The organism is Staphylococcus sp. SA22, from assembly GCF_054165785.1.
Genome location: NZ_JBSZQY010000006.1, coordinates 83,224 through 109,257, shown reverse-complemented (window position 1 = coordinate 109,257; position 26,034 = coordinate 83,224). Strand labels below are relative to the sequence as shown.

At 32.2% G+C, this 26,034-nt stretch carries 26 protein-coding genes and 1 pseudogene; 16 read left to right on the top strand and 11 right to left on the bottom strand.

The genetic code is table 11. The annotated features are described in order from the left end of the window. Nucleotides 1-236: 236 nt before the first annotated feature. From ACXQH5_RS07365 to ACXQH5_RS07355, 3 genes are all read left to right on the top strand, one after another. Nucleotides 237-470: a hypothetical protein gene (locus tag ACXQH5_RS07365; RefSeq protein ID WP_000921246.1), complete on the top strand. Its 234-nt coding sequence runs from the start codon at nt 237-239 to the stop codon at nt 468-470. A 21-nt stretch (nt 471-491) separates the two neighbouring features. After that, nucleotides 492-1,268 carry an N-acetylglucosaminidase gene (locus ACXQH5_RS07360; protein ID WP_000739226.1) on the top strand — a complete coding sequence of 259 codons (777 nt, stop codon included), beginning with the start codon at nt 492-494 and terminating at the stop codon, nt 1,266-1,268. A gap of 722 nt (nt 1,269-1,990) precedes the next feature. Next, a complete protein-coding gene (locus ACXQH5_RS07355) occupies nt 1,991-3,115 on the top strand; it encodes an FAD-dependent monooxygenase (RefSeq protein ID WP_000684155.1) in 1,125 nt (374 codons plus the stop codon). A gap of 91 nt (nt 3,116-3,206) precedes the next feature. On the opposite strand, the gene ACXQH5_RS07350 is transcribed toward ACXQH5_RS07355, so the two are convergent. From ACXQH5_RS07350 to ACXQH5_RS07340, 3 genes are all read right to left on the bottom strand, one after another. Then, complete coding sequence (locus tag ACXQH5_RS07350; RefSeq protein WP_000417016.1) at nt 3,207-4,160, bottom strand: 2-hydroxyacid dehydrogenase family protein; 954 nt, start codon at nt 4,158-4,160, stop codon at nt 3,207-3,209. 360 nt (nt 4,161-4,520) lie between these two features. After that, a complete protein-coding gene (locus ACXQH5_RS07345) occupies nt 4,521-5,021 on the bottom strand; it encodes a CHAP domain-containing protein (protein ID WP_000737705.1) in 501 nt (166 codons plus the stop codon). 236 nt (nt 5,022-5,257) lie between these two features. Continuing rightward, complete coding sequence (locus ACXQH5_RS07340) at nt 5,258-5,680, bottom strand: DUF4870 domain-containing protein (RefSeq protein WP_000206098.1); 423 nt, start codon at nt 5,678-5,680, stop codon at nt 5,258-5,260. Between the two features lie 247 nt (nt 5,681-5,927). Between ACXQH5_RS07340 and ACXQH5_RS07335 the strand changes: the two genes are divergently transcribed. The 3 genes and pseudogenes from ACXQH5_RS07335 to ACXQH5_RS07325 form a co-directional block, all read left to right on the top strand. Further along, entirely contained in the window at nt 5,928-7,010 is a 1,083-nt protein-coding gene (locus ACXQH5_RS07335; RefSeq protein WP_000684567.1) for an NAD/NADP-dependent octopine/nopaline dehydrogenase family protein, read from the top strand. Nucleotides 7,011-7,104: 94 nt separating this feature from the next. Then, nucleotides 7,105-8,505 (top strand): Na+/H+ antiporter NhaC, encoded by a 1,401-nt coding sequence (gene nhaC / locus ACXQH5_RS07330; RefSeq protein WP_000989004.1) that lies wholly within the window; start codon nt 7,105-7,107, stop codon nt 8,503-8,505. A gap of 173 nt (nt 8,506-8,678) precedes the next feature. Then, nucleotides 8,679-8,914 (top strand): annotated as a pseudogene (locus ACXQH5_RS07325) (hypothetical protein); the annotation flags it as partial. 24 nt (nt 8,915-8,938) lie between these two features. Here the strand turns inward: ACXQH5_RS07325 and ACXQH5_RS07320 are convergent. Beyond that, the gene (locus tag ACXQH5_RS07320; protein ID WP_000717388.1) at nt 8,939-9,748 is read right to left on the bottom strand and encodes a CHAP domain-containing protein; all 810 of its coding nucleotides are present in this window, start codon (nt 9,746-9,748) and stop codon (nt 8,939-8,941) included. A 609-nt stretch (nt 9,749-10,357) separates the two neighbouring features. Here ACXQH5_RS07320 and ACXQH5_RS07315 point away from each other — a divergent pair. The 4 genes from ACXQH5_RS07315 (at nt 10,358) to sarR (ending at nt 14,247) form a co-directional block, all read left to right on the top strand. Beyond that, nucleotides 10,358-12,313 (top strand): helix-turn-helix domain-containing protein, encoded by a 1,956-nt coding sequence (locus tag ACXQH5_RS07315; RefSeq protein WP_234720426.1) that lies wholly within the window; start codon nt 10,358-10,360, stop codon nt 12,311-12,313. Nucleotides 12,314-12,338: 25 nt separating this feature from the next. Beyond that, entirely contained in the window at nt 12,339-13,082 is a 744-nt protein-coding gene (locus tag ACXQH5_RS07310) for a SarA family transcriptional regulator (protein WP_000032845.1), read from the top strand. Between the two features lie 63 nt (nt 13,083-13,145). Beyond that, nucleotides 13,146-13,472: a PH domain-containing protein gene (locus tag ACXQH5_RS07305; RefSeq protein WP_000599589.1), complete on the top strand. Its 327-nt coding sequence runs from the start codon at nt 13,146-13,148 to the stop codon at nt 13,470-13,472. 427 nt (nt 13,473-13,899) lie between these two features. Next, on the top strand, nt 13,900-14,247 hold the full coding sequence (gene sarR / locus ACXQH5_RS07300; protein WP_000036076.1) for an HTH-type transcriptional regulator SarR: 348 nt from the start codon (nt 13,900-13,902) through the stop codon (nt 14,245-14,247). A 188-nt stretch (nt 14,248-14,435) separates the two neighbouring features. Here sarR and ACXQH5_RS07295 read toward each other — a convergent pair whose 3' ends face one another. The 7 genes from ACXQH5_RS07295 to ACXQH5_RS07265 are packed head-to-tail and all read right to left on the bottom strand — an operon-like array spanning nt 14,436 to nt 19,484. Further along, nucleotides 14,436-15,272, bottom strand: coding sequence for an urease accessory protein UreD (locus ACXQH5_RS07295; RefSeq protein WP_000344350.1), 837 nt, complete (start codon nt 15,270-15,272; stop codon nt 14,436-14,438). Then, nucleotides 15,272-15,886: an urease accessory protein UreG gene (gene ureG / locus ACXQH5_RS07290; RefSeq protein ID WP_000002973.1), complete on the bottom strand. Its 615-nt coding sequence runs from the start codon at nt 15,884-15,886 to the stop codon at nt 15,272-15,274. The genes ACXQH5_RS07295 and ureG overlap by 1 nt, the downstream gene beginning before the upstream one ends. A 12-nt stretch (nt 15,887-15,898) precedes the next feature. Continuing rightward, nucleotides 15,899-16,588 carry an urease accessory protein UreF gene (locus ACXQH5_RS07285; protein ID WP_000565259.1) on the bottom strand — a complete coding sequence of 230 codons (690 nt, stop codon included), beginning with the start codon at nt 16,586-16,588 and terminating at the stop codon, nt 15,899-15,901. Continuing rightward, nucleotides 16,581-17,033 (bottom strand): urease accessory protein UreE, encoded by a 453-nt coding sequence (gene ureE / locus ACXQH5_RS07280; RefSeq protein WP_000634589.1) that lies wholly within the window; start codon nt 17,031-17,033, stop codon nt 16,581-16,583. Before ureE ends, ACXQH5_RS07285 begins: the two co-directional genes overlap by 8 nt. 12 nt (nt 17,034-17,045) lie before the next feature. Further along, entirely contained in the window at nt 17,046-18,761 is a 1,716-nt protein-coding gene (ureC, locus tag ACXQH5_RS07275; RefSeq protein WP_000008673.1) for an urease subunit alpha, read from the bottom strand. Then, nucleotides 18,758-19,168 (bottom strand): urease subunit beta, encoded by a 411-nt coding sequence (locus tag ACXQH5_RS07270; protein ID WP_000612130.1) that lies wholly within the window; start codon nt 19,166-19,168, stop codon nt 18,758-18,760. The genes ureC and ACXQH5_RS07270 overlap by 4 nt, the downstream gene beginning before the upstream one ends. Before the next feature lie 13 nt (nt 19,169-19,181). Beyond that, nucleotides 19,182-19,484 (bottom strand): urease subunit gamma, encoded by a 303-nt coding sequence (locus tag ACXQH5_RS07265; RefSeq protein WP_000545928.1) that lies wholly within the window; start codon nt 19,482-19,484, stop codon nt 19,182-19,184. Nucleotides 19,485-19,743: 259 nt separating this feature from the next. On the opposite strand from ACXQH5_RS07265, the gene yut reads away from it, so the two are divergent. The 6 genes from yut (at nt 19,744) to ACXQH5_RS07235 (ending at nt 26,002) form a co-directional block, all read left to right on the top strand. Continuing rightward, a complete protein-coding gene (gene yut / locus ACXQH5_RS07260) occupies nt 19,744-20,649 on the top strand; it encodes an urea transporter (RefSeq protein WP_001838658.1) in 906 nt (301 codons plus the stop codon). Between the two features lie 216 nt (nt 20,650-20,865). After that, complete coding sequence (locus ACXQH5_RS07255) at nt 20,866-22,020, top strand: acyl-CoA dehydrogenase family protein (protein ID WP_000999181.1); 1,155 nt, start codon at nt 20,866-20,868, stop codon at nt 22,018-22,020. A 214-nt stretch (nt 22,021-22,234) separates the two neighbouring features. Next, nucleotides 22,235-23,143: an ABC transporter substrate-binding protein gene (locus ACXQH5_RS07250; protein WP_000735038.1), complete on the top strand. Its 909-nt coding sequence runs from the start codon at nt 22,235-22,237 to the stop codon at nt 23,141-23,143. Nucleotides 23,144-23,543: 400 nt separating this feature from the next. After that, nucleotides 23,544-24,485 carry a nucleoside hydrolase gene (locus ACXQH5_RS07245; RefSeq protein WP_000163402.1) on the top strand — a complete coding sequence of 314 codons (942 nt, stop codon included), beginning with the start codon at nt 23,544-23,546 and terminating at the stop codon, nt 24,483-24,485. A gap of 120 nt (nt 24,486-24,605) precedes the next feature. After that, nucleotides 24,606-25,160: a biotin transporter BioY gene (locus ACXQH5_RS07240; RefSeq protein ID WP_000208737.1), complete on the top strand. Its 555-nt coding sequence runs from the start codon at nt 24,606-24,608 to the stop codon at nt 25,158-25,160. A 71-nt stretch (nt 25,161-25,231) separates the two neighbouring features. Further along, a complete protein-coding gene (locus ACXQH5_RS07235; protein WP_000146742.1) occupies nt 25,232-26,002 on the top strand; it encodes a GNAT family N-acetyltransferase in 771 nt (256 codons plus the stop codon). Nucleotides 26,003-26,034 lie beyond the last annotated feature (32 nt).

Here is a 26,034-nt window from a genome sequence, read left to right as displayed (position 1 = left end):
TTTTTTGTCTTTGAATATAACAGTGTTCCTGCATGTCAGTGTAGGAGCACTGTTTTAAGTTATATTGAAATATTTTTTGTATCCGAGTCTTCATCAAACTTTAAACAATATTTTTGAGAGTCGAGAAAATATTGTGCTATTGATAATCAACCATCGACAGGGCTATGAAACATCATGTATTATTATGATTATGTAAGTTATTTAAATAAAAAGGGTGAGTGCATATTAATTCGAGAATGTTAAAAACGTCAGCTGTAATTTCTAATACATTATTAGTCATAGGTTTAGTCTGTTTATTTATGATGAAATTAGTGTTAGCTATTACTTTTTTTGCTGTTTCATTATCAATTAGTCTAGTTGTCTTTAATATGATGTTCAGAGATAGAACAACGATGAAAGTAATCGTTAACGCTTCTTTTTTAATCGTAATATTAGCGATTGTAGTGGCATATTTTTTATTGTCTAAGTAAGAAAAATGAGGTTTTGTCTATATGAAGAAGAATTTCAAGTTACGCATTTCAACGCTACTATTGATAGTTATTTTAGTTGTTTTTGCTGTATTACTCATCGTGAATGAAACTAAATTGTTTAAAAATGATGTGAATTACTCTTTTGATGAGGCTGTTTCAATGCAACAAGGGAAAGGTATTGTACAGACAAAAGAAGAGGATGGTAAATTTGTTGAAGCAAATAATAATGAAATTGCTAAAGCAATGACTATTTCACATAAAGACAATGATATGAAGTATATGGATATCACAGAAAAAGTGCCGATGTCGGAATCTGAAGTTAACCAATTGCTAAAAGGTAAGGGGATTTTAGAAAATCGAGGGAAAGTTTTTCTAGAAGCTCAAGAAAAATATGAGGTTAATGTCATTTATCTTGTTAGCCATGCATTAGTAGAAACAGGTAACGGCAAATCAGAATTAGCAAAAGGCATTAAAGATGGAAAAAAACGCTATTACAACTTTTTTGGTATAGGAGCATTCGATAGTAGTGCTGTTCGTAGTGGGAAAAGTTATGCTGAAAAGGAACAATGGACATCACCAGATAAGGCGATTCTTGGTGGTGCAAAGTTCATTCGTAATGAATATTTTGAAAACAACCAACTGAATTTATATCAAATGCGATGGAATCCAGAAAATCCTGCGCAACATCAATATGCGAGTGACATTCGCTGGGCAGATAAAATTGCCAAATTAATGGATAAATCCTATAAGCAGTTTGGTATAAAGAAAGATGATATTAGACAAACATATTATAAATAAGACATCGGTGCATAAAGGGGCTGGAACAATTTATTGTTTCGAGCTCCTTTAGCGCATTCTGAGTGTGTTAGTTAAATGGATTTTAACCTAACAAAAAACGCGGGAGTGGGACAGAAAAGATAAAGAGCCACTAATGATTTATTATGTAGTGGTTCTTACACATTAGCCACAGCTAATGTGTACTTAAAAATAGGAATACATGAGTAAAACTCATGCATAAGAAATACTAATTTCTATAGAAAAAGTATTTCTTTATCGTTGTCCCACCCCAACTTGCACATTATTGTAAGCTGACTTTCCGCCAGCTTCTGTGTTGGGGCCCCGCCAACTTGCATTGTCTGTAGAATTTCTTTTCGAAATTCTCTGTGTTGGGGCCCACACCCCAACTCGCATTGCCTGTAGAATTTCTTTTCGAAATTCTCTGTGTTGGGGCCCTGACTAGAGTTGAAAAAAGCTTGTTGCAAGCGCATTTTCATTCAGTCAACTACTACCAATATAATATTATAGACCCTAGGACATTGATTTATGTCCCAAGCTCCCACATCATTGTTGCAAATGTACATTATGTAAATGAATATTGCTGTCTAAATGTGCATGTAATATACAATGGTGCAGATAATACACTTAAGTCTTTAAAAATGAAACGTTAGTTCCAAGAGTCATTTTTAAACAATAGTGCATGTGATAAAATAGAAAAGAATGAAAAATATAGAGGTGACAATATGAAGATAGCAATTATAGGTGCAGGCATCGGTGGATTAACAGCTGCTGCATTATTACAAGAACAAGGTCATACTATTAAAGTCTTTGAAAAAAATGAGTCAGTTAAAGAAATTGGCGCTGGGATTGGTATCGGAGATAATGTGCTTAAAAAACTAGGTAATCATGACTTAGCTAAAGGTATTAAAAATGCTGGGCAAATCTTATCTACAATGACAGTGTTAGATGACAAAGATCGTCCGTTAACTACTGTTAAATTAAAAAGTAATACATTGAATGTGACGTTACCACGCCAAACATTAATTGACATTATTAAATCTTATGTAAAAGATGATGCAATATTTACAAATCATGAAGTCACGCATATAGATAATGAGACAGATAAAGTTACCATACATTTCGCGGAACAAGAAAGTGAAGCATTTGATTTATGTATTGGTGCTGATGGAATTCATTCTAAAGTGAGACAATCTGTAAATGCTGACAGTAAAGTATTATATCAAGGGTATACATGCTTTAGAGGTTTAATTGATGATATTGATTTAAAGCATCCGGATTGTGCAAAAGAATACTGGGGAAGAAAAGGAAGAGTAGGTATTGTTCCGTTATTAAATAATCAAGCATATTGGTTCATTACAATTAACTCGAAGGAAAACAATCATAAATATAGTTCGTTTGGTAAACCTCATTTGCAAGCATACTTTAATCACTATCCAAATGAAGTTAGAGAGATCTTAGACAAACAAAGTGAAACAGGTATCTTATTGCATAATATTTATGATTTGAAACCACTCAAATCTTTTGTTTATGGTCGTACTATTTTACTAGGAGATGCAGCACATGCGACAACGCCTAATATGGGGCAAGGTGCTGGACAAGCAATGGAAGATGCTATCGTATTAGTAAATTGTTTTAACGCATACGACTTTGAAAAAGCATTACAGCGTTATGATAAAATACGTGTCAAACATACTGCAAAAGTAATTAAGCGTTCTAGAAAAATCGGTAAAATTGCCCAATATCGTAGTCGTTTAGTTGTTGCAGTTAGAAATCGTATTATGAAAATGATGCCAAATGCATTAGTAGCTGGACAGACTAAATTCTTATATAAATCGAAAGAAAAGTAATACAACAATATGAAAACCCCCGTATGTTGAAAAGAGAGCTCAACATACGGGGGTTCTTGTTTTTATAATGTCATTATAATAAATTCAATTATTAGTTAACGACAAATTGTGGTTTCTCACCTTGAACGGCACTAATTGCAGCATTAGCAACAATTTTAGACATCATGTCACGTGCTTCAAATGTAGCATTACCAATATGCGGTGTTAATACTACATTATTAAGTGATTTTAAGTCATCGGTAATATCTGGTTCAAATTCATATACATCAAGTGCAGCACCTTCAATTTCATTATCTTTCAATGCTTGCACTAGTGCTTGTTCGTGCACGATAGGACCACGAGAGGCATTGATTAAATACGCCGTAGATTTCATCATTTTAAATTGTTCTGTATCAATTAAATGATGCATTTTAGGATTATAAGCAGCGTTGATAGTGATAAAATCTGCATTCTTTAATAGTGTATCTAAATCTACATATTTTGCACCGATTTCTCGTTCTTTTTCTTCTTTGCGATTAGGTCCTGTGTATAGTACATCCATGTCAAATGCTCTTGCACGACGAGCTACTGCACTACCAATTTCACCTAAACCGATAATGCCGATTGTTTTCCCAGATACTTCTCTACCTCTGAAAAATAAAGGTGCCCATCCGTCAAATCCAGTTGTACGTGATAATTGGTCGCCTTCAACAATACGACGCGCTACTGCAAGTACTAATCCAATTGTTAAATCAGCAGTCGCGTTTGTTGATGCTTTAGGTGTGTTTGTAACATCTATACTTTTTTCTCGGGCATACTCGATATCAATATTATTAAAACCAGCGCCATAGTTTGCAATGATTTTTAAGTCTTTACCAGCATCGATAACATCTTTATCAACATTTGTAGATAATAAACTAATTAAGGCAGTCGCGTTTTTAACACCTTTAATTAAAGTGTCTTTATCGACTAATCCTTTACCTTCATACATTTCAACTTCAAAATGTTCTTGTAAAAGTTTTAAACCTACTTCTGGTATTGCACCAGCAACATAAACTTTTTCCATAAAAGCTCACTCCTTTTATCTTAGTATAGTAGAAGATTAGACAGTATACAACTATGTCATGATGTCTTGTGTATCAATGATGTAAGCGTGTACTTTTGATGGAGGTGATATAACTTGGCACTGTAGAACTATTAATATTGTAATGTGGAAAAACTGGATCAATTAAATTAGATAACGTAGTTTTAAAGTTAATAGTATTGAAAAAAATTAATATTATGAATATGGGAGAAAATATATATAAGTAGGTGGCAACGAAAAATAGCAAAAAAAGAGCTTCTCCTATAAAGGAAAGCTCAAAGTTTTTTGATGACATATGTACTAGAATTAAGTTTCAAGACAATATGTATCATCGTGTTTATATTAAATATGGATGTAGTTGTAGTTACCTGCTTCACTTGCAGAAATAGTTCTAGAACTTACTGAGAAAGGTCCGCCACTATAATTCATTTCTGAAATTGTAACTGAACCATCACTGTTTACACTTTCTACATATGCAACGTGACCAAATGGTCCTTCAGAAGATTGTAGGATAGCGCCTTTAGAAGGTGTATGGTTTACTGTGAATCCAGCACCTTGTGCAGCAGCAGCCCAATTATTAGCATTTCCCCAAGTAGAACCGATTTCTCCGCCTACTTTATCATATACATACCAAGTACATTGTCCTGCAGTGTATAAGTTACCAGAATGTGAAATTGATGATGTAGTTGTCGTAGTTGTTGTAGTCGTTGTAGTTTGAGTCGTGTTGTAGTTATAGTTGTTGTAATTTGTATAATTTTCAGCAGCATCTGCATGATGTGCTTGACCTACTAATGCTGTACCGATTCCTGCTGTTAACGTAGTTGCTGTTACTAATTTTTTCATGAATAAAGTCCTCCAAAGTTCTATATCTTTTTTTATAAATAAAACGTAGCGACTGTTTTATTCTCACATCTCGAATTGATGACAATAGTTACTTTAACAAAATTAATGCTTCTTGTGGGGAATGTTATTGATTTGTAAAAGAATAAAAAAACTTTGACTAATTTTGTAATAAAAATTAGTCAAAGTTACAATGAGATTAACAGATAATTAATAGGAAATATTTATTTGTAATATGTTTAAATAAATCGAATTGTTAAAGGTATTACATATTCTTGACCATTATAATATTTGACACACGCAATAATTGTGAATACAAAAGATAATATTGAGAAAGCGAATATGGATAAAATACCGATAAATGTAATGATGAAACCTATAATGATAATGAAATCAATATCGGTAGCAATTAGGAAAACGCCTATTAAAGTGATAACGACTAAAACGATAGACCAAATAATATATGAAATCGTATAGTTAAGATAATTTTTTCCAGCACGATCAACTAGTTTCGATTCATCTTTTTTCAATAACCATATAATCAGTGGCCCAATAATAGATGTGAATAAACTTAATAAATAGATAAGCATCGCCATAATGTTCTCATCATTGGATTTGCGATTCGGTTGATGATGTGTTATGTCGTTCATTTCAGTTGTCATATTAGACACTCCTTTGAAAATTGTAATATTATCTTTAACTATAACAAAATATAATCAAAAATAAACATGTTTATTAAACAATTATTAAAAATAAAAATAATTGGTGGACGTCGGCGTTTAAATAGGTTAATTTAAGGTTATATATACTTAACATTTATAATGATGCGTAATGAATTCGCATCATTTTTATATTGTCTTACGTATAATTTGTTTTTAATTTTAACCAAAGATAGAAAGAGGGTTGTTTATGAAAATAGCAATTGTAGGATCAGGAAATGGCGCAGTTACGGCAGCAGTAGATATGGTGAGCAAAGGCCACGATGTTAAATTATATTGTCGTAATCAATCTATAAGTAAGTTTCAAAATGCAATCGAAAAGGGCGGATTTGATTTTAATAATGAAGGTGATGAACGTTTCGTAAAATTCACTGATATTAGTGATGATATGGAATATGTTTTAAAAGATGCTGAAATTGTTCAAGTGATTATTCCATCTTCATACATAGAGTATTATGCTGATGTAATGGCAGAGCATGTAACTGATAATCAGTTGATATTCTTCAACATGGCTGCAGCAATGGGGTCAATTCGTTTTATGAATGTTTTAGAAGATAGACATATTGAAACAAAACCACAATTAGCGGAAGCTAATACGTTGACGTATGGTACGCGTGTCGATTTTGAAAATGCAGCAGTTGATTTATCTCTAAATGTACGTCGTATCTTCTTTTCAACATATGATAGAAGCTGTCTAAATGATTGTTATGACAAAGTTTCAAGTATTTATGATCATTTAGTAAAAGAGGAAAGCTTAATTAAAACAAATCTTGAAAATGGTAATCCTGAAGTGCATCCAGGGCCAACATTATTGAATGTCGGTCGCATTGATTATGCTGGTGAGTTCGCTTTATATAAAGAAGGAATTACTAAACATACAGTTAGATTACTTCATGCAATCGAATTAGAACGTTTAAATTTAGGCCGTAGATTAGGTTTTGAATTATCAACAGCTAAAGAATCACGTATTGAACGTGGTTATTTAGAACGTGATAAAGAAGATGAACCATTAAATCGTTTGTTTAATACAAGCCCGGTATTTTCACAAATTCCAGGACCAAATCATGTAGAAAGCAGATATTTAACTGAGGATATTGCATATGGTTTAGTATTATGGTCAAGCTTAGGTCGTGTTATTGATGTACCGACACCAAATATAGATGCAGTAATTGTAATTGCATCAACTATTTTAGAGAGAGACTTCTTTGAGGAAGGCTTAACAGTTGAAGAAATTGGTTTAGATAAGCTTGATTTAGAAAAATATTTAAAATAAATGATGGCTTGAAGATAGAAAAGGATATAGTATTATGCAAAAGCAATAAATTGAAGAAAAGAGGTTTCTCATCAATAAGCGAAGGGGACGATAGATGATGACAAGAAAACCAACCTTTTTAGAATCAATTTCGACAATGATTGTAATGGTTATTGTTGTTGTAACAGGCTTTGTGTTTTTTGATATTCCAATTCAAGTATTATTAATTATTGCCTCAGCATATGCCACATGGATTGCAAAACGTGTAGGCTTAACATGGCAAGATTTAGAAAAAGGCATTGCAGAACGTTTAAATACTGCAATGCCTGCAATTTTAATTATACTAGCGGTAGGAATTATAGTAGGCAGTTGGATGTTTTCTGGCACAGTGCCAGCCTTGATTTATTATGGCTTAGATTTATTGAATCCAAGCTATTTTTTAATATCAGCCTTTTTTATAAGTGCTGTTACATCTGTAGCAACTGGTACAGCATGGGGCTCTGCATCAACTGCAGGGATTGCACTTATTTCTATTGGTAATCAATTGGGGATTCCTCCAGGGATGGCAGCAGGTGCTATTATAGCAGGGGCTGTGTTTGGCGATAAAATGTCACCATTATCAGATACAACTAATTTAGCGGCGCTTGTTACTAAAGTTAATATATTTAAACATATACATTCGATGATGTGGACGACGATACCAGCGTCAATCATAGGTTTATTAGTATGGTTTATTGCTGGATTTCAATTTAAAGGGCATTCAAATGATAAACAGATCCAAACTTTGTTATCAGAGCTTGCACAGATTTATCAAATTAACATATGGGTCTGGGTTCCCTTAATTGTGATCATTGTTTGTTTGCTATTTAAAATGGCTACAGTGCCAGCTATGCTAATATCAAGCTTTTCTGCCATTATAGTGGGGACTTTTAATCATCATTTCAAAATGACAGATGGTTTCAAAGCAACATTTAGTGGTTTTAACGACTCAATGATACATCAGTCTCATATTTCATCCGGTGTGAAAAGCTTGTTAGAACAGGGTGGTATGATGAGTATGACCCAAATATTAGTAACGATATTTTGCGGATATGCATTTGCAGGTATTGTAGAAAAAGCAGGATGTTTAGAAGTCTTATTAACTACTATTTCTAAAGGCATCCATTCTGTAGGAAGTTTAATATGTATTACTGTTATTTGTTGTATTGCGCTTGTATTCGCTGCAGGTGTTGCTTCGATTGTAATTATTATGGTCGGTGTGTTAATGAAAGATTTGTTCGAAAAATACCAAGTCTCTCGTTCCGTTTTATCAAGAACACTTGAAGACTCAAGTACGATGGTCTTACCTTTAATACCATGGGGAACATCAGGTATTTACTATACGAATCAACTTCATGTCTCTGTTGGAGAATTTTTCATATGGACAGTACCATGTTATTTATGCGCAATTATAGCAATTATCTATGGTTTTACAGGGATAGGTATTAAAAAGTCATCGAATTCACGTTTAACTTAATGTGAGCGTGGAATATATATAATATGTTGAAACACTTTAATCATTTATAATTGTAGCGGTTATAATTTGAAAAGGTTTTAACTTAGAAAAAATATCCTCTATACATATACTGAATATGTTTTGTAGCGGAACATGTTAATATATGTAATGTAAGTTTTATGTCATGATTTGTAATGACTAAATTAATTGAGAATTTGAAGGCAAGTATATTTGTAAGTACTTTAACTAAAAATTTATCAATGTATAGCCGATTTGACGCGCCTAAATTTGGGTGTGTCAATGGCTGTATGTTGTTTATTCTTTATTACAGAGTGAATCGGATTGGTGAAAATCGAAATTTTGAAATTTTTACCAATCCGATTTTTTCATAGAAATTAAAAAAGCCAGCAAGGTTATTGAAAACCTTGTTGGCTTAATTCACTTTCATCACAAATTAGTGAATGAAGTTATAACCAGCAGCTTGGCTAGCTGAGATTGTACGTGAAGTTACAACTCCTGGGCCATAACCATAGTTCATTTCAGAAACTCTTACTGAACCATTGCTGTTAACACTTTCAACGTATGCAACGTGACCGTATGCACCTTGAGTTGTTTGCATAATTGCACCAGCTTTTGGTGTATTGTTCACTGTGTAACCAGCTCTTGCAGCTGCGTTAGCCCAGTTACTTGCATTGCCCCAAGTTGAACCGATTTTACCACCTACACGATCAAATACGTAGTATGTACATTGACCAGAAGTGTATAAGTTACGTCCTGAAGTATAACCACTTGAGATTGAACGGCCATTTGATGATGGGGCCATAGTTGTAGTTACTTGAACATTGTTGCTTGAAGTGCTGTAGCTTGCACCTAAACCACCAGTACGGTAGCTGTTTGTGTTGTAACTATTGTAGTTATTGTAGTTATATGATTGATTATTATTTGAGTAGTTGTTGTAACGGCTGTAGTTATTGTAGCTATAACCATTGTTGTAATTGTTGTAGTTATAGTTATTGTAGCCATTGTAGTAGTAATAGCTGTAGTAGCCATTATCTTGGTTTAATTGACTTGGATGCCAGTTACCTTTCCATGTGTAATGGTAGTTACCTTGTGCATCAATAGTGTAAGTATAGCTATATGATGTTGGATCATTTGGATTATAACCATAGTTATCTTGCTCAGAAGCATGAGCTTGATTTCCTGATGCAATTGCGATTGTAGCGAATCCTGCAGTTGCGATAGTAGCTGTAGCGATTTTCTTCATTTTAAAAATATCCTCCTAAAAATTTTAAATCTAAAATATTTTCGTAATGTCCGTGTGACAAAATTAATGTTATAAGTTATCTCTCGTAATTAAACGACAAGAAAGACTATAACAGAAATTAGTGTCCTTGTGTGCTTTGTTAACGTTTTGTAATTTTTTGCTAATATCTTGACACAATAGAATTTTAAAAGTATAGAAATTTGCATTTTGCAAAACTTATAACTACGGCATTCTTTATGAAAACTGAATGTTTCGAAAATAAGTATGTTACAAATTTGTAATATTACTGAAAATTCTAAATGTATATTTTGTGCATAATATAGGACTTTTAATCAGAAAATGCATAAAAATTCGACACGAACGATCAAGTTTCTTTGATTATGAAAGCTTTGGTATTTGGATAAAAATGTATATTTAATGGATAAAATATCCTAATTTAGCATAAAAAAACGTTTTAATAAAAGTATTATTTGATATAATCGATTTATGTTTTGTTACTGCTAAAAAACATGTGGCGATATAATTGGTAGTGAATATTAGGTGTTGACAATTGATTTGAGAAAGACAAACAGGAGTAAATCAATATATTTGTATATGTGAGGATGTAAGATGACAGATAATTATTCACTACATATTTTTAAAAGTATGAAAATGAGTAGTGTGAAGGAAGCAAACTTAAAAATTATATATTGGCTACAAGGTACAGGTGTAGTTTCAATCAATCTACAACAATATGATGTAAAAAGAAATGATGTCACCGTTATTATGTTGAATGATTTGTATCAGATTGATGGTCATGATGATAGTGTATGTTGTGTTGTTGAAGTAAGTGCAAAGACATTTTTGAAGTTTATGAATGCAAACTATATGATGCGTGGCAAGATATTAACAAATGAGGTTGCTAGCACTTTTAGAATCTTGATTAAGTATTTAATCTACAGCAAAATTAAACAACAGCCTTATAATGCTAATGATAAGATTATTAATTACATGTGTGTTGAATTAATGTCATTAAATACATACGATGGTAGTCGTCATTTAGTAGCCGAAGAAGTGCACGATTATTTAACAAACAACCACCATAAAAAGATAAATAGGAAAGATGTCATTAATCAAGTTAGTATCACAAACAAAGCTTTAAGTGACATGTTTAAAGCGACACCTTATAGTAATTTTATTCAATATTTAAATCATATTAGACTGGAGCATTGCTTAATTGATATTTTAACTTCTAAGAAGCCCATTGAAGAAATCGCAAGTAGTCATGGTTTTAATCATTATTCTCGTTTTATACACCTCTTTAAAGAAACGTATGGTGACACTCCTAAATTAATTAGAAAAAGATATAGTCCAACATCTCATTCAATTAACCATTCCCAATTAGTTGAAATTGATAAAAATATACTTGAATTATTTGATGATACTAATCAAAGTTCTTCAAGTATGCGCGAGATTGATATACCTTTTGAGCCTACAAAAAGGAGTCAAATGTATCAACCTAAAAACATCTATATTAAAGGAAGTAATTTTTATTGGATGGATTACTATACTATTAAACAAATCATTCAAAGATTAGGTGTTAATCCTGAAAACTTGCATATAATTGTTACAATCGACACAAGCAATGAGCTATCGATTGAACAAATCACTTTATTACTTCAAAAGATAGTGAATTACAATGTAAATGTAGTATTTCGTATTAAACATGAATATAAGGAATTGTTAACGAGTACTGAAAGAGGCAAGATAGAAAAGCTAGTAGCTACAATTTTTAATATGACTTTTGAGAGTAATAGATGTAAGATTGCATTTTTAATTAACGACTTAAATACTACTGCAATTCAAAAACTGAAACGTTTAATAGATAATTATATAGGAGTATTTGAATTAATATATCATCTGGAACCAAATGAGTTGAATACGCGCTATGATAAAGAAATTGATCATCTAATAGACTATTTTATCTTACCGCTAAGACAAATAGAACAGGTATCTATTGCACGTTCTAAAATTATATGTGATGTAGATTTGATTAATGAGAATAATGACTTAAAAGAAAAAATCACAATTTCTGATATTAATAAGGTTACTGAACTTTTGACAAATTATACAAAATTTCAAGGACTTATTATGCACATGTCAATTATAAATGAAGCGAGCAAAGAAATAAATTCGACTAGATTATCAATATTCATTTTTATCATAAATATACTTAATCAATTACGAGGGAGTGTTATTTATCAAAATGACACGATGATTGTAACGAAGTTCAAACATGAAGTACAATGTGTCATTTGTTTGCCAGCCGCATTGTTAAATGAGAATTCAGACGCTATACGTTTATCGTGTAAGGGTCTTCAACAATTTAGCCATGCTAAAACTAAACAAATTGTTTTAAGTATAGATAAAGATAATCATACTTCCGAAAATGGTGTACTTGTGAATGATATTATGCAACAACACAGTTATTGGAAAGCTAATTTTATAGAAAGAAATATTTATGATCATTCATTAATGGTCTCAAGCAATAGTATTGTTCATTTGAAATATCATCTTGAGATATAGGCATGGTTTAAGAGAGGTTTTAAAGATGTCTAAATTTAAAGTTAAGCGTTTAACTGCACACATACTAATGTTGAAAGTCATTAATGATATGTTGAAATATTCATTTCATCTCACTTTGACTCAAGTGAAACTATTAAATCTATTAGTTAAATATGATAATTCTGATTCCAATAGCGCTTCAATAGATAGGTTATTAAAAATGAAAGAAATCCAATCTAAGATGGCACTTCTTCAAATGTTAAGTTATTTAAACAATCATCAATGGCTATTGAAAGGAAGAGATCAAAGGGATCAACGTAAATTGACTATTTCGATTAAAAAAATGCATATAGATAAAATAGAATATATGAATAATGAGCTTAGTGACTATATTGAACGTTATTTTGGTCAATATACATTTGATTTTAGTTGTGACTATGTATCGTATTTATTGTCGTCACAAGAATTGTTGCGAAATCTAAAGCGTTATTTAAATATGTGTCAATTATTATTAGAAGAGTTATACGTTTTAGGAATATTAAATCTGCATAAAGGTCAATTGACGGTTAAAGAATTACAGGGTGAATTCCATCACCCGATATTTGCGGTTAGTCCGATTTTAAAGTGTTTAATTTCGAAAGGATTAGTAAAAAAAGAGAGATGTGAATTAGATGAAAGGCGTGTTATTGTAACAATCAAGCGAGAAAAGTTTTCTAAAGTCACTATGCTTATTCAAGCATGTTATAATTATCTTGAAAAGGGAATACAAGTTAAGCTTAATAATAAATAGTTAATCACTTGTATTTCATATACCTATGAAGAATAGTTTATAGTTTTAAGTGGGAGGGATATTATGATTTTAGATAATGTGAATCCAAATGATTTATTTCCAACTGAAAAAAAGGGTCCGTCAGTGTTAGGAATAATTGAGTATCAAGTTCAAGGTGAGAATGAATTTGAAGGGGCATTTATAGCAACAAATGAAAGATTAATTATGAATGTAGATATGAATGGCCAATTTTATTATAGAAGTATTAGTTATAATGAAATAGAGAAGATAGATTATGATGGTCAAACTATAATGTTCAAATTTAATATTGGTAATGTCCCAATGCATGATATTAAAAGTGATAACGTTGAAATGTTTGTTGAATATGTAAAACAACATATGATAGTATAATGTCAATGTATGTAGGTTGATAAGAAGAGTTTGAATGATAACTCATTGCATTTAAAGATAAATGGCATGCGTTATGATTTAAAGCTCTTCTTTTTTTATATTTTATAAATTTTGTGAGCAAGCCATCAAATTAATATAAAAAATATCAAATCAAACACGTTGATATAGATTAAAATTTTAAAAGTTTACATATCAGTTAAGATACAAAATATTCAGACTAATAATTTTCAATTTGGCAAAATATCTTAAACATCAAATTATTATAAGAAATAAATGTATTTAACCATATTCTAGTAATAAAAATATTGAATTTTTATACTTATTTGTTTAGAATGAACTTTATAACATAGTTGGATAGAGTTTCGATTTAATAAATTACATGTGAACCTTGCTACAACAAGATGTGCATCAGAGGAGTGGTTTAATAATGAGTAAAATTAATGACATTAATGATTTAGTCAACGCAACATTTCAAGTTAAGAAGTTTTTCAGAGATACAAAAAAGAAGTTCAATTTGAACTATGAAGAAATTTATATTTTAAATCATATTTTAAGAAGTGAGTCTAACGAAATCTCATCTAAAGAGATTGCTAAGTGCTCAGAGTTCAAACCTTACTATTTAACTAAAGCTTTACAAAAGCTAAAAGATTTAAAATTGTTATCAAAGAAAAGAAGTTTACAAGACGAAAGAACAGTTATTGTTTATGTTACAGATACACAAAAAGCAAATATTCAAAAACTGATTTCAGAATTAGAAGAATACATTAAAAATTAAATCAAGGTTAATTGCGTTTAATAACATTGAACGATAACAATTTATTAAAACGAAGTTATTTATTCAGCATTGGGACATAAAATTAACTTAAAATTTAAATATTGAAGATGCTTTAATTAAAGTTAAAGACTAGCCATACCTTATTTCAGCTTTTTAAGCTTGAAACAAGGTACACTAGTCTTTTTATTTTAATATTTTCTTAGAAAATCAAGTTTACGATCATAAATATTTTCTGCGATATAGCTTTGGATGGTTTCAAGTATTTTCTCTATAATTTGTGTGCGATAAGCAAAAATTCTAACTGCAAAACCATGTGTAGGCAATTGAGAAATAGCAACACGACAATCGAATGTATTGCTATAAGAACTAATGGTTTCATAAACTGAATCGATTAGTTTTTGGTTAACATCTTCGTGTATGAAATAAGCAGAGCCATAATGAGAGTAATGTTCCATATAACCTATTTCATTGATCGATTGTTTATTAGGATTCAATAATAAATTATCATATGTGACTAACTCATCTTCAATATAAATTTCATTTATTAAATGCATATATTGATACTTGAAGGCTTCGCCAGTTTTTGAATAACCAGGAGTTAAAATATCAGTATAAAATAATGAACTAGAATTATTGAGATTGAACGTATTGTGTTGATAAAATTTAGCATTTTCATATGCGATGATTGGATCAGCGACATATTCTAAATATGCGTTATCTTTCAAATTAAAAGTTTGATACTGCTCAACATGATTGGAAGGTGTCTTGTATATTTTTGTTGCACCTTGAGATGTCAATGTCACTTTAGCGTTATCTTCGACATTCACATTCATACGGTAACGATCTCCATCTAAATAACCACCACCTACATTCACTATATAAAATGTAGGAATGGTAGATTGATTTAGATAAACTGGACGTATCACTTTAAGTGCTTTTTCAAAGAAAATATCTCTTGATACTGATCGGTTGCCATCAAAAAACACTGTTAAATCAAGTTGCCCAGTCCATTGTTGTTCATCCATTATGATAATCCTTTGAGTAAAGTGTCGCGTTCAATCCAATCGATAACTTCATCCAAACCTTCGTCGGTTTTTAAGTTAGTAAAAGTAAATGGACGTTTACCACGAAATACTTTAGTATCTTCAGCCATTTGTTCTAATGATGCACCAACATAGGGAGCTAAATCAGTTTTGTTAATTACAAAGAAATCTGACTTAATCATACCTTGGCCACCTTTACGTGGAATCTTTTCACCTTGAGCAACATCGATAATATAAATTGAAAAGTCAACAAGTTCTGGACTAAATGTTGCTGCTAAGTTATCGCCACCAGATTCTATGAAAATTAGTTCTATATCGTCATGACGTTCTAATAATTCGTCTATTGCTGCAAAGTTCATAGATGCATCTTCACGAATCGCAGTATGAGGACATCCACCAGTTTCAACACCAATGATACGACTTTCAGGTAGAACTCCTGAATTTACTAATATCTTTTCGTCTTCTTTTGTATATATATCATTTGTAATAACGCCGATACTCATTTCTTTTGAAAGACGTTTTACAACTTTTTCAATTAATTGTGTTTTACCTGCACCTACAGGACCACCAATACCAATTTTAATCGGATTTGCCACAATTATAACCTCCTATGATATGAAAATTCTAACATTGACGTTCTCATGCGCCATTTGATTTAGTTCTAAACCAGGCGCTGTCATGCCAAAATCTGCTTCTTTTAATTCGAAAATCTGCTTTCTTGTTTCTTCTATATAAGGAATCATGTGAGTAACTATCTTTTGACCAGCAGTTTGTCCAAGTGGAATAGCACGAACAGCATTTTGAGTTAAACTTGAAACATTTTGATATAAATAGTAATCAATAATCGTTTCAATATCTACACCTAAATAATGGCCTAGCATAGTAAAACAAATAGCTGGATTTAACTTTGCTTTCTTATCTTGCATTTGTTGATGATACCAAGCAATCCATGGACTATTATAAAGTTCTAAAGCCAATTTAACCATTCGAGTCCCCATTTGTTTTGCACCAACACGTGTTTCTTTAGGTAAGTTTTGAACAAACATCAGCTTATCTATGTGTAATACTTTTTGTGTATCATCATTTTCCAATGCATCATAAACTAAACGCATGGCTAAACCATCAGAATAGGTAAGTTGCTCTTGTAAAAACATTTTCAACCAAGCAATAAAAGTATGATCATCATGAATTATATTTCGTTGAATATATGTTTCAAGACCAAATGAATGACTGAAAGCACCTGTTGGAAACTGTGAATCACAGAACTGAAATAATCTTAAGTGTGTATGATCAATCATGAGAATGTCCTATATGTCTGAAAGCCTTATTAACTTTACGGTCTTCTCGAACATATGGGATGCCTAAACTTTTTAATAAATCTTCAACTAAATAATCATATTGTACTAGCATTTCAGTCTCTGTAAATTGTGCTGGCAAATGACGATTTCCTAATTGATGGGCTATATCTCCCATTTCTTGCAATGTTCTTGGTTGAATCACTAAAAGATCTTCTGAATTAACATCCACAATAATCATATTATGGTCATCTGCGTATAAAATATCTCCATATTGTAAGTCAATAGGTTGTTTTAAACGAATGCCTATTTCAGTGCCATGGTCTGTAACGACTCTTTGAATACGTTTAACGAGATCTGAATTTTCAAGGTATACTTTTTCGACGTGCTTTTGTTTTTCTGAATTTGACAAATTGGCAATATTGCCTTGGATTTCTTCAACAATCATTCTATGTTCCTCCTAGAATAAGAAGTATCTTTGAGTTAATGGTAACTCAGTTGCTGCATTACTTGTAATTTTTTCTCCATCTACATATACTTCATATGTTTGTGGATCAACGTCTAATTTAGGTGTTGCGCTGTTATTTTTCATATCTGCTTTAGATAATTGTCTAATATTTTTAACTGGACGCACCATGCGTTTTAAATTTAATGCACGATTGATACCATTTTCATAAGCAGTTTTAGACACGAATGTCATTGACGTACTTGTAAGGTTTCCGCCGTATTGACCATACATTTTACGGTACTTCATCGGTTCAGATGTAGGTATAGAACCATTTGCATCGCCATTTACGGCAGAGTTAATTAATCCACCTTTTACAACTAATTCAGGTTTAACACCAAAGAAAATTGGGTCCCATAAGACAATGTCAGCTAGTTTGCCCGGCTCGATAGATCCTACATATTCAGAAATACCATGTGTAATTGCTGGGTTAATTGTATATTTAGCGATATAACGTTTGATGCGATTATTATCATTATGTTCAAAATCACCATCTAAAGGACCACGTTGTTCTTTCATGCGATGTGCTACTTGCCATGTTCGTGTAATTACTTCACCTACACGGCCCATTGCCTGTGAATCGGAACTAATCATACTGAATACACCCATATCTTGCAGAACATCTTCTGCTGCAATCGTTTCTTTACGAATACGTGAATCTGCGAATGCGATATCTTCAGGAATAGCCGCATTTAAATGGTGAGTAATCATTACCATATCTAAATGTTCATCTACAGTATTATGTGTATAAGGCAAAGTTGGATTTGTAGATGAAGGTAAAATATTTGAAAATGCAGCGGATTTAATTAAATCAGGCGCATGACCGCCACCAGCACCTTCAGTATGGTACATATGAAGTACACGGTCTTTAACAGCAGCCATTGTGTCTTCCATAAATCCTGCTTCATTTAAAGTATCTGCATGTAATGCAATTTGAACATCAAATTCATCAGCAACATCTAATGCATGACTCAAAGCAGATGGTGTTGCACCCCAGTCTTCATGTACTTTTAATCCAATTGCTCCGGCATTGATTTGTTCAATGAGTGCAGTTGGATTTGTTGCTTGTCCTTTACCTGTAAAACCGACATTAATCGGTAAACCTTCGGCAGCTTCTAACATTCTATGAATATGCCATGGACCTGGAGTTACAGTTGTTGCTTTAGAACCTTCTGAAGCACCAGTACCACCACCAATATGAGTCGTAATACCACTTTCTAATGCGACCTCTGCTTGTTCGGGATTAATAAAATGAACATGAGTATCAATACCACCAGCAGTGACGATTTTACCTTCAGCGGCAATGATATCTGTTGTTGAACCTATAATAATGTCGACATTATCCATTATATCTGGGTTGCCGGCATTACCTATGGCGAAAATATAACCATTTTTAATGCCTATATCAGCTTTAACAACTTTATCGTAATCGATAATAACGGCATTAGAAATAACAAGGTCTGCAACGTTCACGTCATCACGTGTTACACGAGGATTTTGCGCCATACCGTCTCTAATAGATTTACCACCACCAAAGGTAGCTTCTTCACCATAAACTGCATAGTCTTTTTCTATTTGAGCAAATAGATTCGTATCACCTAAACGAATAGAATCTCCAACAGTAGGACCGTATAAGCTCGTATATTGATTTTGCGTCATTTTAAAGCTCATGATCTTTTTCCTCCTTTTTTATTCACGTTTTCATCACCGTTATCTCCGAATACACCTGCATATTCATCATTTTCATCAGTTGGGCGATAGACACGTGACTCATCGATAGGACCATTGACCATACCACGAAAACCAAAAATTTTACGTTTGCCAGCATATTCAACTAATTGAACTTCTTTTTTATCCCCAGGTTCAAATCGAACAGCTGCTCCAGCTGGAATATCTAAATGTTTTCCATATGCCATTTCACGTTCGAAATCTAATGCTGCATTTGCTTCATAAAAATGAAAATGTGAGCCCACTTGAATTGGTCGATCTCCTGTATTTTCAACTTCGATAACTGTTTCAGGATGATGGTTATTAATTTCAACCTCTGTACTTTTTGTAATAATTTCTCCTGGTATCATTTGACTGCCTCCTTTAAACAATAGGGTGATGTACTGTGATTAACTTAGTACCATCGGGGAACGTAGCCTCGATTTCGATATCTGTAATCATGTGTTCGACACCATCCATGACATCTTCTTTGTTTAGAATTTGTCTACCATAACTCATTAACTCTGCAACGGTCTTACCATCGCGTGCACCTTCTAATAATTCATCGCTGATTAAAGCTAATGCCTCAGGATGATTTAGTTTCAAACCACGTGCTTTACGACGACGTGCAACTTCCGCCGCCACTACAATCATTAATTTGTCTTGCTCTCGTTGTGTAAAATGCAAATTAAAACCCCCAATTTCATATTAGATACAATTTACAAAATTTATATTAATCCTAATTGTTGTGATAAACAAGTAATATACAAAGTTTAATACGGAGTAGTAAAAAATAAATTTACTATTTCGTATTTAAAAATATATGATTATGATTAAAACAAATAGCAAAAGATATTTATGGTTTGGAAAATAGAGTTTTTAATATAACTTTTTGTAAAATGGTAGTATATTAATGAGTAAACATTCAAGAAAAAGGGTGGGCATTTTGAAAATGATAGATGTGCTTTTGAAAAATATATCTCAAGTAGTGTTAATTAGTAATAAGTGGACTGGTTTGTTTATCTTGATTGGATTATTCGTGGCCAACTGGACAGTTGGATTAGCAGCTATGCTAGGTAGTATCATAGCTTATGCATTTGCACGTTACATTAATTATAGTGAAGCAGAGATTAATGATGGGTTAGCCGGATTTAATCCAGTGTTAACTGCCATTGCGTTAACAATATTTTTAGATAAGTCAGGATTAGATATTGTTATAACAATGATAGCAACTTTATTAACGTTACCAGTTGCTGCTGCAGTGAGAGAAGTTTTAAGACCATATAAAGTTCCGATGCTGACGATGCCTTTTGTCATTGTGACTTGGTTTACAATTTTACTTTCAGGACAGGTTAAATTTGTAGATACATCGTTAAAGTTAATGCCTCAAAACATTGAAACGGTTAATTTTAGCAACAATGATCGAATACATTTCATTCAGTCATTATTTGAGGGATTCAGTCAAGTATTTATCGAAGCGAGTGTAATTGGTGGCGTATGTATTTTAATCGGCATATTGATAGCATCAAGAAAAGCAGCACTCTTAGCTGTTATAGCTAGTTTGTTAAGCTTTATCATTGTAGCTCTATTAGGTGGTAATTATGATGATATTAATCAGGGATTATTCGGATATAACTTTGTATTAATGGCAATCGCACTAGGATATACATTTAAAACAGCGATTAACCCTTATATTTCGACTTTTTTAGGTGTGTTATTAACAGTAGTGGTGCAACTTGGTACAACAACATTGCTTGAACCGTTTGGCTTACCTGCATTAACATTGCCATTTATTATTGTGACATGGATTTTATTATTTGCTGGTATTAAACATGACAAAGTAGATGCTTGATAGTTAAATCAAACCTAGTATTGTTTGAATATCACCTTAAACCATACAGCGCATTGTATAGTTTAAGATGTGTTTTTATGGAGAAAATTAAGTGTATACTTAATCGAATTATCAGCTTTCTTTTAATTGTTCACAGCACGTTCCTTTTTATTTTTAAAGTCGAGTGTTAAACTAGGAATAAATAATTTATATTGTGTGTTGTGTGGGGTGACTAATATGAATGATATGGATAATTCCTTTTTAATAACAACGGAAATTCAAAGAAAATGGATTGAAAAATTCAAAGCAATTGGAGATACATTTAAGGCTAAGTCTGAATATAATGATCAACATAGCCAATTTCCATATAAAAATATTGAATGGTTAATTAAAGAAGGTTATGGAAAATTAACGTTACCAAAAGCATATGGTGGTGAAGGTGCGACCATAGAAGACATGGTTATTTTGCAATCATTTTTAGGCGAACTTGATGGTGCCACAGCTTTATCTATTGGTTGGCATGTGAGTGTCGTAGGACAAATTTATGAACAGAAATTATGGTCTCAAGATATGTTGGAGCAATTTGCTGTTGAAATTAATAATGGTGCATTAGTTAATAGAGCAGTTAGTGAAGCTGAAATGGGTAGTCCAACAAGAGGGGGAAGACCAAGTACACATGCTGTTAAAGCTGATGATGGGTATATTTTAAATGGTGTGAAGACATATACTTCAATGAGTAAAGCACTAACACATATTATTGTTGCTGCTTATATAGAAGAATTAGAAAGTGTTGGTTTTTTCTTAGTGGACAGGAATTTGCCTGGTGTTGAAATTGCCGATAATTGGGACGTATTAGGTATGCGAGCGACAGAAAGTCATGATTTAATATTAAATGATGTAAAAGTACCATTAAAACATTTAGTGGAAACAGAGAAAAGTAAAGCGCCAAATGGTTGGATATTGCATATACCAAGCTGTTATTTAGGTATAGCACAAGCTGCTAGAAATTATGCTGTAGACTTTGCAATCCAACATAGCCCTAATAGTATTGAAGGAACGATTGCAACATTGCCAACTGTGCAACAAAATTTAGGGAAAATGGAAACGCTATTGTTATGTGCGAGACAATTTTTATGGAGTACAGCAATAGGCTATCAACAATATAAAGATGACAGTCAGATAAGAAATTCAACAAGTGCGAGTAAAGTGATGGTAATGAATCAAGGGCTTGAAGTGATTGATTTAGCGATGAGAATAGTTGGTGCTAAAAGCTTAGAAATGAATCGACCATTACAACGTTATTATCGTGACATGCGTGCAGGATTACACAATCCACCTATGGAAGATGCAGCATATACAAATATTGCTAAGAGTATTACAAATACATTTTAAATTTAAAAAGGTAAATCGATCGTTGATTGGCATAAAGAGATGACATTTGACGTTCGGATTTACCCTTTTTTTGTGGGGATTTATAGGGATGTTAAGATATTTTGCTAAATTTTTTGCGAAAATAAAAAAATAAATAACACTAGCTATTGTAAATGTATATGCAATCTTGTATAATTTTGGAATAATTGATAATCATTTTCAATAGGAGGAAATTATGAAAAAACTATTATTACCATTAATAATTATGTTATTAGTGTTAGCTGCGTGTGGGAACCAAGGTGAAAAAAATAACAAAGCTGAAACTAAATCTTATAAAATGGACGATGGCAAAACGGTAGATATTCCGAAAGACCCTAAACGCATTGCAGTAGTTGCGCCAACATATGCTGGTGGACTTAAAAAATTAGGTGCAAACATTGTAGCTGTAAATCAACAAGTCGATCAAAGCAAAGTATTAAAAGATAAATTTAAAGGTGTTACAAAAATTGGTGATGGCGATGTAGAAAAAGTTGCTAAAGAAAAGCCAGATTTAATTATTGTATACTCTACTGACAAAGACATTAAAAAATATCAAAAAGTAGCGCCAACAGTAGTTGTTGACTATAATAAGCATAAATATTTAGAACAACAAGAAATGTTAGGGAAAATTGTTGGTAAAGAAGATAAAGTAAAAGCTTGGAAGAAAGATTGGGAAGAAACAACTGCTAAAGACGGTAAAGAAATTAAAAAAGCAATTGGACAAGATGCAACAGTGTCATTGTTTGATGAATTTGATAAAAAATTATACACTTACGGCGATAACTGGGGTCGTGGTGGAGAAGTATTATATCAAGCATTTGGTTTAAAAATGCAACCAGAACAACAAAAGTTAACTGCAAAAGCAGGTTGGGCTGAAGTGAAACAAGAAGAAATTGAAAAATATGCTGGTGATTACATTGTGAGTACAAGTGAAGGTAAACCTACACCAGGATATGAATCAACAAACATGTGGAAGAATTTGAAAGCTACTAAAGAAGGACATATTGTTAAAGTTGATGCTGGTACATACTGGTACAACGATCCTTATACATTAGATTTCATGCGTAAAGATTTAAAAGAAAAATTAATTAAAGCTGCAAAATAATTCAGCTATATAAGTTAGTGAAATGAGAGTCTGAAACATATCAATTTTTTGATATTGTATTAGGCTCTCATTTTTATAGCAAGAAAGTTAGAGTTTTGTATTTTTTTAAAAATAATAAGTGCCGTTGTTATCATTCAATTTAATTAATGATAGATTAGTATTATTACAGCTAAAGTAGTATACCTGAGAAAATAGCTCAATGTATCTCTTCATTAATAAGTTATATCATAATTATTTTAATACATACTTTATGGAAGCCATATCAGGGAATGGCTATCAATTAAAGAAGAGGTTTAAAAGGATTACAACAGAATGTTATGATTTTGTAGAAAGATATATAACAACGTTTTATAAAAACATAATATTGTTAATGGAAAATGAAATGTAAGGGGGATTTCGAGTGACTAAGAAAGTTTATTTTAACCACGATGGTGGTGTAGATGATTTAGTATCTCTATTTTTATTATTACAAATGGAAAACGTTCATTTGATAGGGGTCAGTACTATTGGTGCTGATTGTTATTTAGAGCCATCTTTGAGCGCATCAGTAAAAATTATTAATCGTTTTTCAAATGAAGATATTCAAGTTGCGCCATCATATGAACGAGGAAAAAATCCATTTCCAAAAGAATGGCGTATGCATGCTTTTTTTATGGACGCATTGCCAATTTTAAATGAGCCAGTCAAACACGTTGCTTCAAATGCGAGCGACAAAGAAGCCTTTGAAGACATTATTCAAACTTTAAAGAGACAATCAGAAAAAGTAACATTATTGTTTACAGGCCCGCTTACAGATTTAGCAAAAGCACTACAAAAAGATTCATCAATCGTTCAGTATATAGAAAAATTAGTTTGGATGGGTGGTACCTTTTTACCAAAAGGAAATGTTGAAGAACCTGAGCATGATGGTTCTGCAGAATGGAATGCATATTGGGATCCAGAAGCGGTTAAAATTGTTTTTGATAGCGATATAGAGATTGATATGGTTGCTTTAGAAAGTACGAATCAAGTACCGCTAACGTTAGATGTTAGACAAAGATGGGCGAATGAACGCCAATATACGGGCATTGATTTCTTAGGAGTAAGTTATGCAGCGGTACCACCATTAACACACTTTATAACAAATTCAACTTACTTTTTATGGGATGTTTTAACGACTGCTTATATTGGTAACAAGGACTTAGTTCATTCAATTGAGAAAAAAGTGGATGTAATAAGTTATGGACCAAGTCAAGGTAAGACATTTGAGTGTAAAGATGGGCGCAAAATTAATGTCATAAATCATGTAGATAACAACGCATTTTTTAATTATATAACTGCACTTGCTAAAAAAGTAAATTAACAGCTGTGTAAAATAATTAAGGTTTTAATTTATATAGAACAACTTATTGTAAACTTTTCGTTTCTTAAAGTTTACAATGGTGCTATAATAATGGTCATGAAATACGAAAGGAAGTAAAAAATGACAACAAAACAGTTAGTATATACAGCTTTAATGACAGCGATTATCGCTATTCTAGGATTGGTACCGGTAATTCCACTACCATTTTCTTCAGTACCAATTGTACTTCAAAACATTGGTATTTTCTTAGCAGGTGTGATTTTAGGACGTAAATATGGCACATTAAGTGTTATCGTCTTTTTATTATTAGTAGTTGCTGGCTTGCCACTGTTATCAGGCGGTCGCGGTGGTATTGGTGTATTCGCAGGTCCTTCAGCAGGGTTTTTACTATTATATCCAGTTGTAGCATTCATGATTGGTGCGATTCGTGATAGATTCATCAATGAAATTAATTTCTGGATTTTATTCGTTGGTATTTTAGTTTTTGGTGTTATAGCATTAGATGTTATTGGTACATTGATTATGGGCATGATTATTAACATACCATTTACGAAAGCTATTTCAATTTCATTAGCTTATTTACCTGGTGATATATTAAAAGCAATTGTAGCAAGTTTGATTGGTACAGCTCTACTTAATCACTCGCAGTTTCGTCAAATTATGGGATTAAAATAATCATATTTAAGATAGTAAAGTAATTGAATAAGCCGCTTTGAAATTTATAAATGTGAAAGGAGTAGGTGTCAATGGCTAGTATAAGTATGTCAGATATATATTGTAACGGTACTATATTTGAAAATGACGACGAGCAGTTGATTTATTTAACGCCTTCTTTTCCACAACGATACACAAGCAACACATGGATATATAAAAAGACGCCTACCGAAGAGCGATGGCTGAAAGACTTAGAACGTCAACATCAATTACATACAAATCAAGGTTCAAATCATTATGCGTTTAGTTTCCCGGAAAATGAACAACTTGATAATCATTGGATGGCTATGTTTAAAGATATGAATTTTGAACTAGGTATTATGGAATTGTATGCCATAGAAAGTGATGCGCTTGCCAATTTGCCGCGTAACTCTGACGTTGAAATTGCCATCGTTGACGAGTCGCATATAGATGCCTATTTAAAAGTTGCATATCAATTTAGTTTGCCATTTGGAAAAGACTATGCAGATGCACATGAAAAAATGGTAAGGGAACATTATCAAAAAGATGTGATTAAACGCTTAGTAGCTTATTTAAATAATGAACCTATTGGCGTTGTAGATGTCATTGAAAGTGAAAATTACATTGAATTAGATGGATTTGGTGTATTAGAACAATTTCGGCACCAAGGAATTGGATCTACAATTCAATCGTTGATAGGTGAATACGCCATATCAAAAAATCACAAACCAATCATATTAGTTGCAGATGGTGAAGATACAGCAAAAGATATGTATGCAAAGCAAGGTTATGTTTACCAATCATTTTGTTATCAAATATTAAAAGAAGATATTGGAAATTAACGATTGATGATAGGTTTGTATTAGAATAAAAA

Coding starts and splice junctions, on each gene's coding strand:
- ACXQH5_RS07365 (WP_000921246.1), top strand. CDS start 237: ATGTTAAAAACGTCAGCTGTAATTTCTAATACATTATTAGTCATAGGT.
- ACXQH5_RS07360 (WP_000739226.1), top strand. CDS start 492: ATGAAGAAGAATTTCAAGTTACGCATTTCAACGCTACTATTGATAGTT.
- ACXQH5_RS07355 (WP_000684155.1), top strand. CDS start 1,991: ATGAAGATAGCAATTATAGGTGCAGGCATCGGTGGATTAACAGCTGCT.
- ACXQH5_RS07350 (WP_000417016.1), bottom strand. CDS start 4,160: ATGGAAAAAGTTTATGTTGCTGGTGCAATACCAGAAGTAGGTTTAAAA.
- ACXQH5_RS07345 (WP_000737705.1), bottom strand. CDS start 5,021: ATGAAAAAATTAGTAACAGCAACTACGTTAACAGCAGGAATCGGTACA.
- ACXQH5_RS07340 (WP_000206098.1), bottom strand. CDS start 5,680: ATGACAACTGAAATGAACGACATAACACATCATCAACCGAATCGCAAA.
- ACXQH5_RS07335 (WP_000684567.1), top strand. CDS start 5,928: ATGAAAATAGCAATTGTAGGATCAGGAAATGGCGCAGTTACGGCAGCA.
- nhaC (WP_000989004.1), top strand. CDS start 7,105: ATGATGACAAGAAAACCAACCTTTTTAGAATCAATTTCGACAATGATT.
- ACXQH5_RS07320 (WP_000717388.1), bottom strand. CDS start 9,748: ATGAAGAAAATCGCTACAGCTACTATCGCAACTGCAGGATTCGCTACA.
- ACXQH5_RS07315 (WP_234720426.1), top strand. CDS start 10,358: ATGACAGATAATTATTCACTACATATTTTTAAAAGTATGAAAATGAGT.
- ACXQH5_RS07310 (WP_000032845.1), top strand. CDS start 12,339: ATGTCTAAATTTAAAGTTAAGCGTTTAACTGCACACATACTAATGTTG.
- ACXQH5_RS07305 (WP_000599589.1), top strand. CDS start 13,146: ATGATTTTAGATAATGTGAATCCAAATGATTTATTTCCAACTGAAAAA.
- sarR (WP_000036076.1), top strand. CDS start 13,900: ATGAGTAAAATTAATGACATTAATGATTTAGTCAACGCAACATTTCAA.
- ACXQH5_RS07295 (WP_000344350.1), bottom strand. CDS start 15,272: ATGGATGAACAACAATGGACTGGGCAACTTGATTTAACAGTGTTTTTT.
- ACXQH5_RS07285 (WP_000565259.1), bottom strand. CDS start 16,588: ATGATTGATCATACACACTTAAGATTATTTCAGTTCTGTGATTCACAG.
- ureE (WP_000634589.1), bottom strand. CDS start 17,033: ATGATTGTTGAAGAAATCCAAGGCAATATTGCCAATTTGTCAAATTCA.
- ureC (WP_000008673.1), bottom strand. CDS start 18,761: ATGAGCTTTAAAATGACGCAAAATCAATATACGAGCTTATACGGTCCT.
- ACXQH5_RS07270 (WP_000612130.1), bottom strand. CDS start 19,168: ATGATACCAGGAGAAATTATTACAAAAAGTACAGAGGTTGAAATTAAT.
- ACXQH5_RS07255 (WP_000999181.1), top strand. CDS start 20,866: ATGAATGATATGGATAATTCCTTTTTAATAACAACGGAAATTCAAAGA.
- ACXQH5_RS07250 (WP_000735038.1), top strand. CDS start 22,235: ATGAAAAAACTATTATTACCATTAATAATTATGTTATTAGTGTTAGCT.
- ACXQH5_RS07240 (WP_000208737.1), top strand. CDS start 24,606: ATGACAACAAAACAGTTAGTATATACAGCTTTAATGACAGCGATTATC.
- ACXQH5_RS07235 (WP_000146742.1), top strand. CDS start 25,232: ATGGCTAGTATAAGTATGTCAGATATATATTGTAACGGTACTATATTT.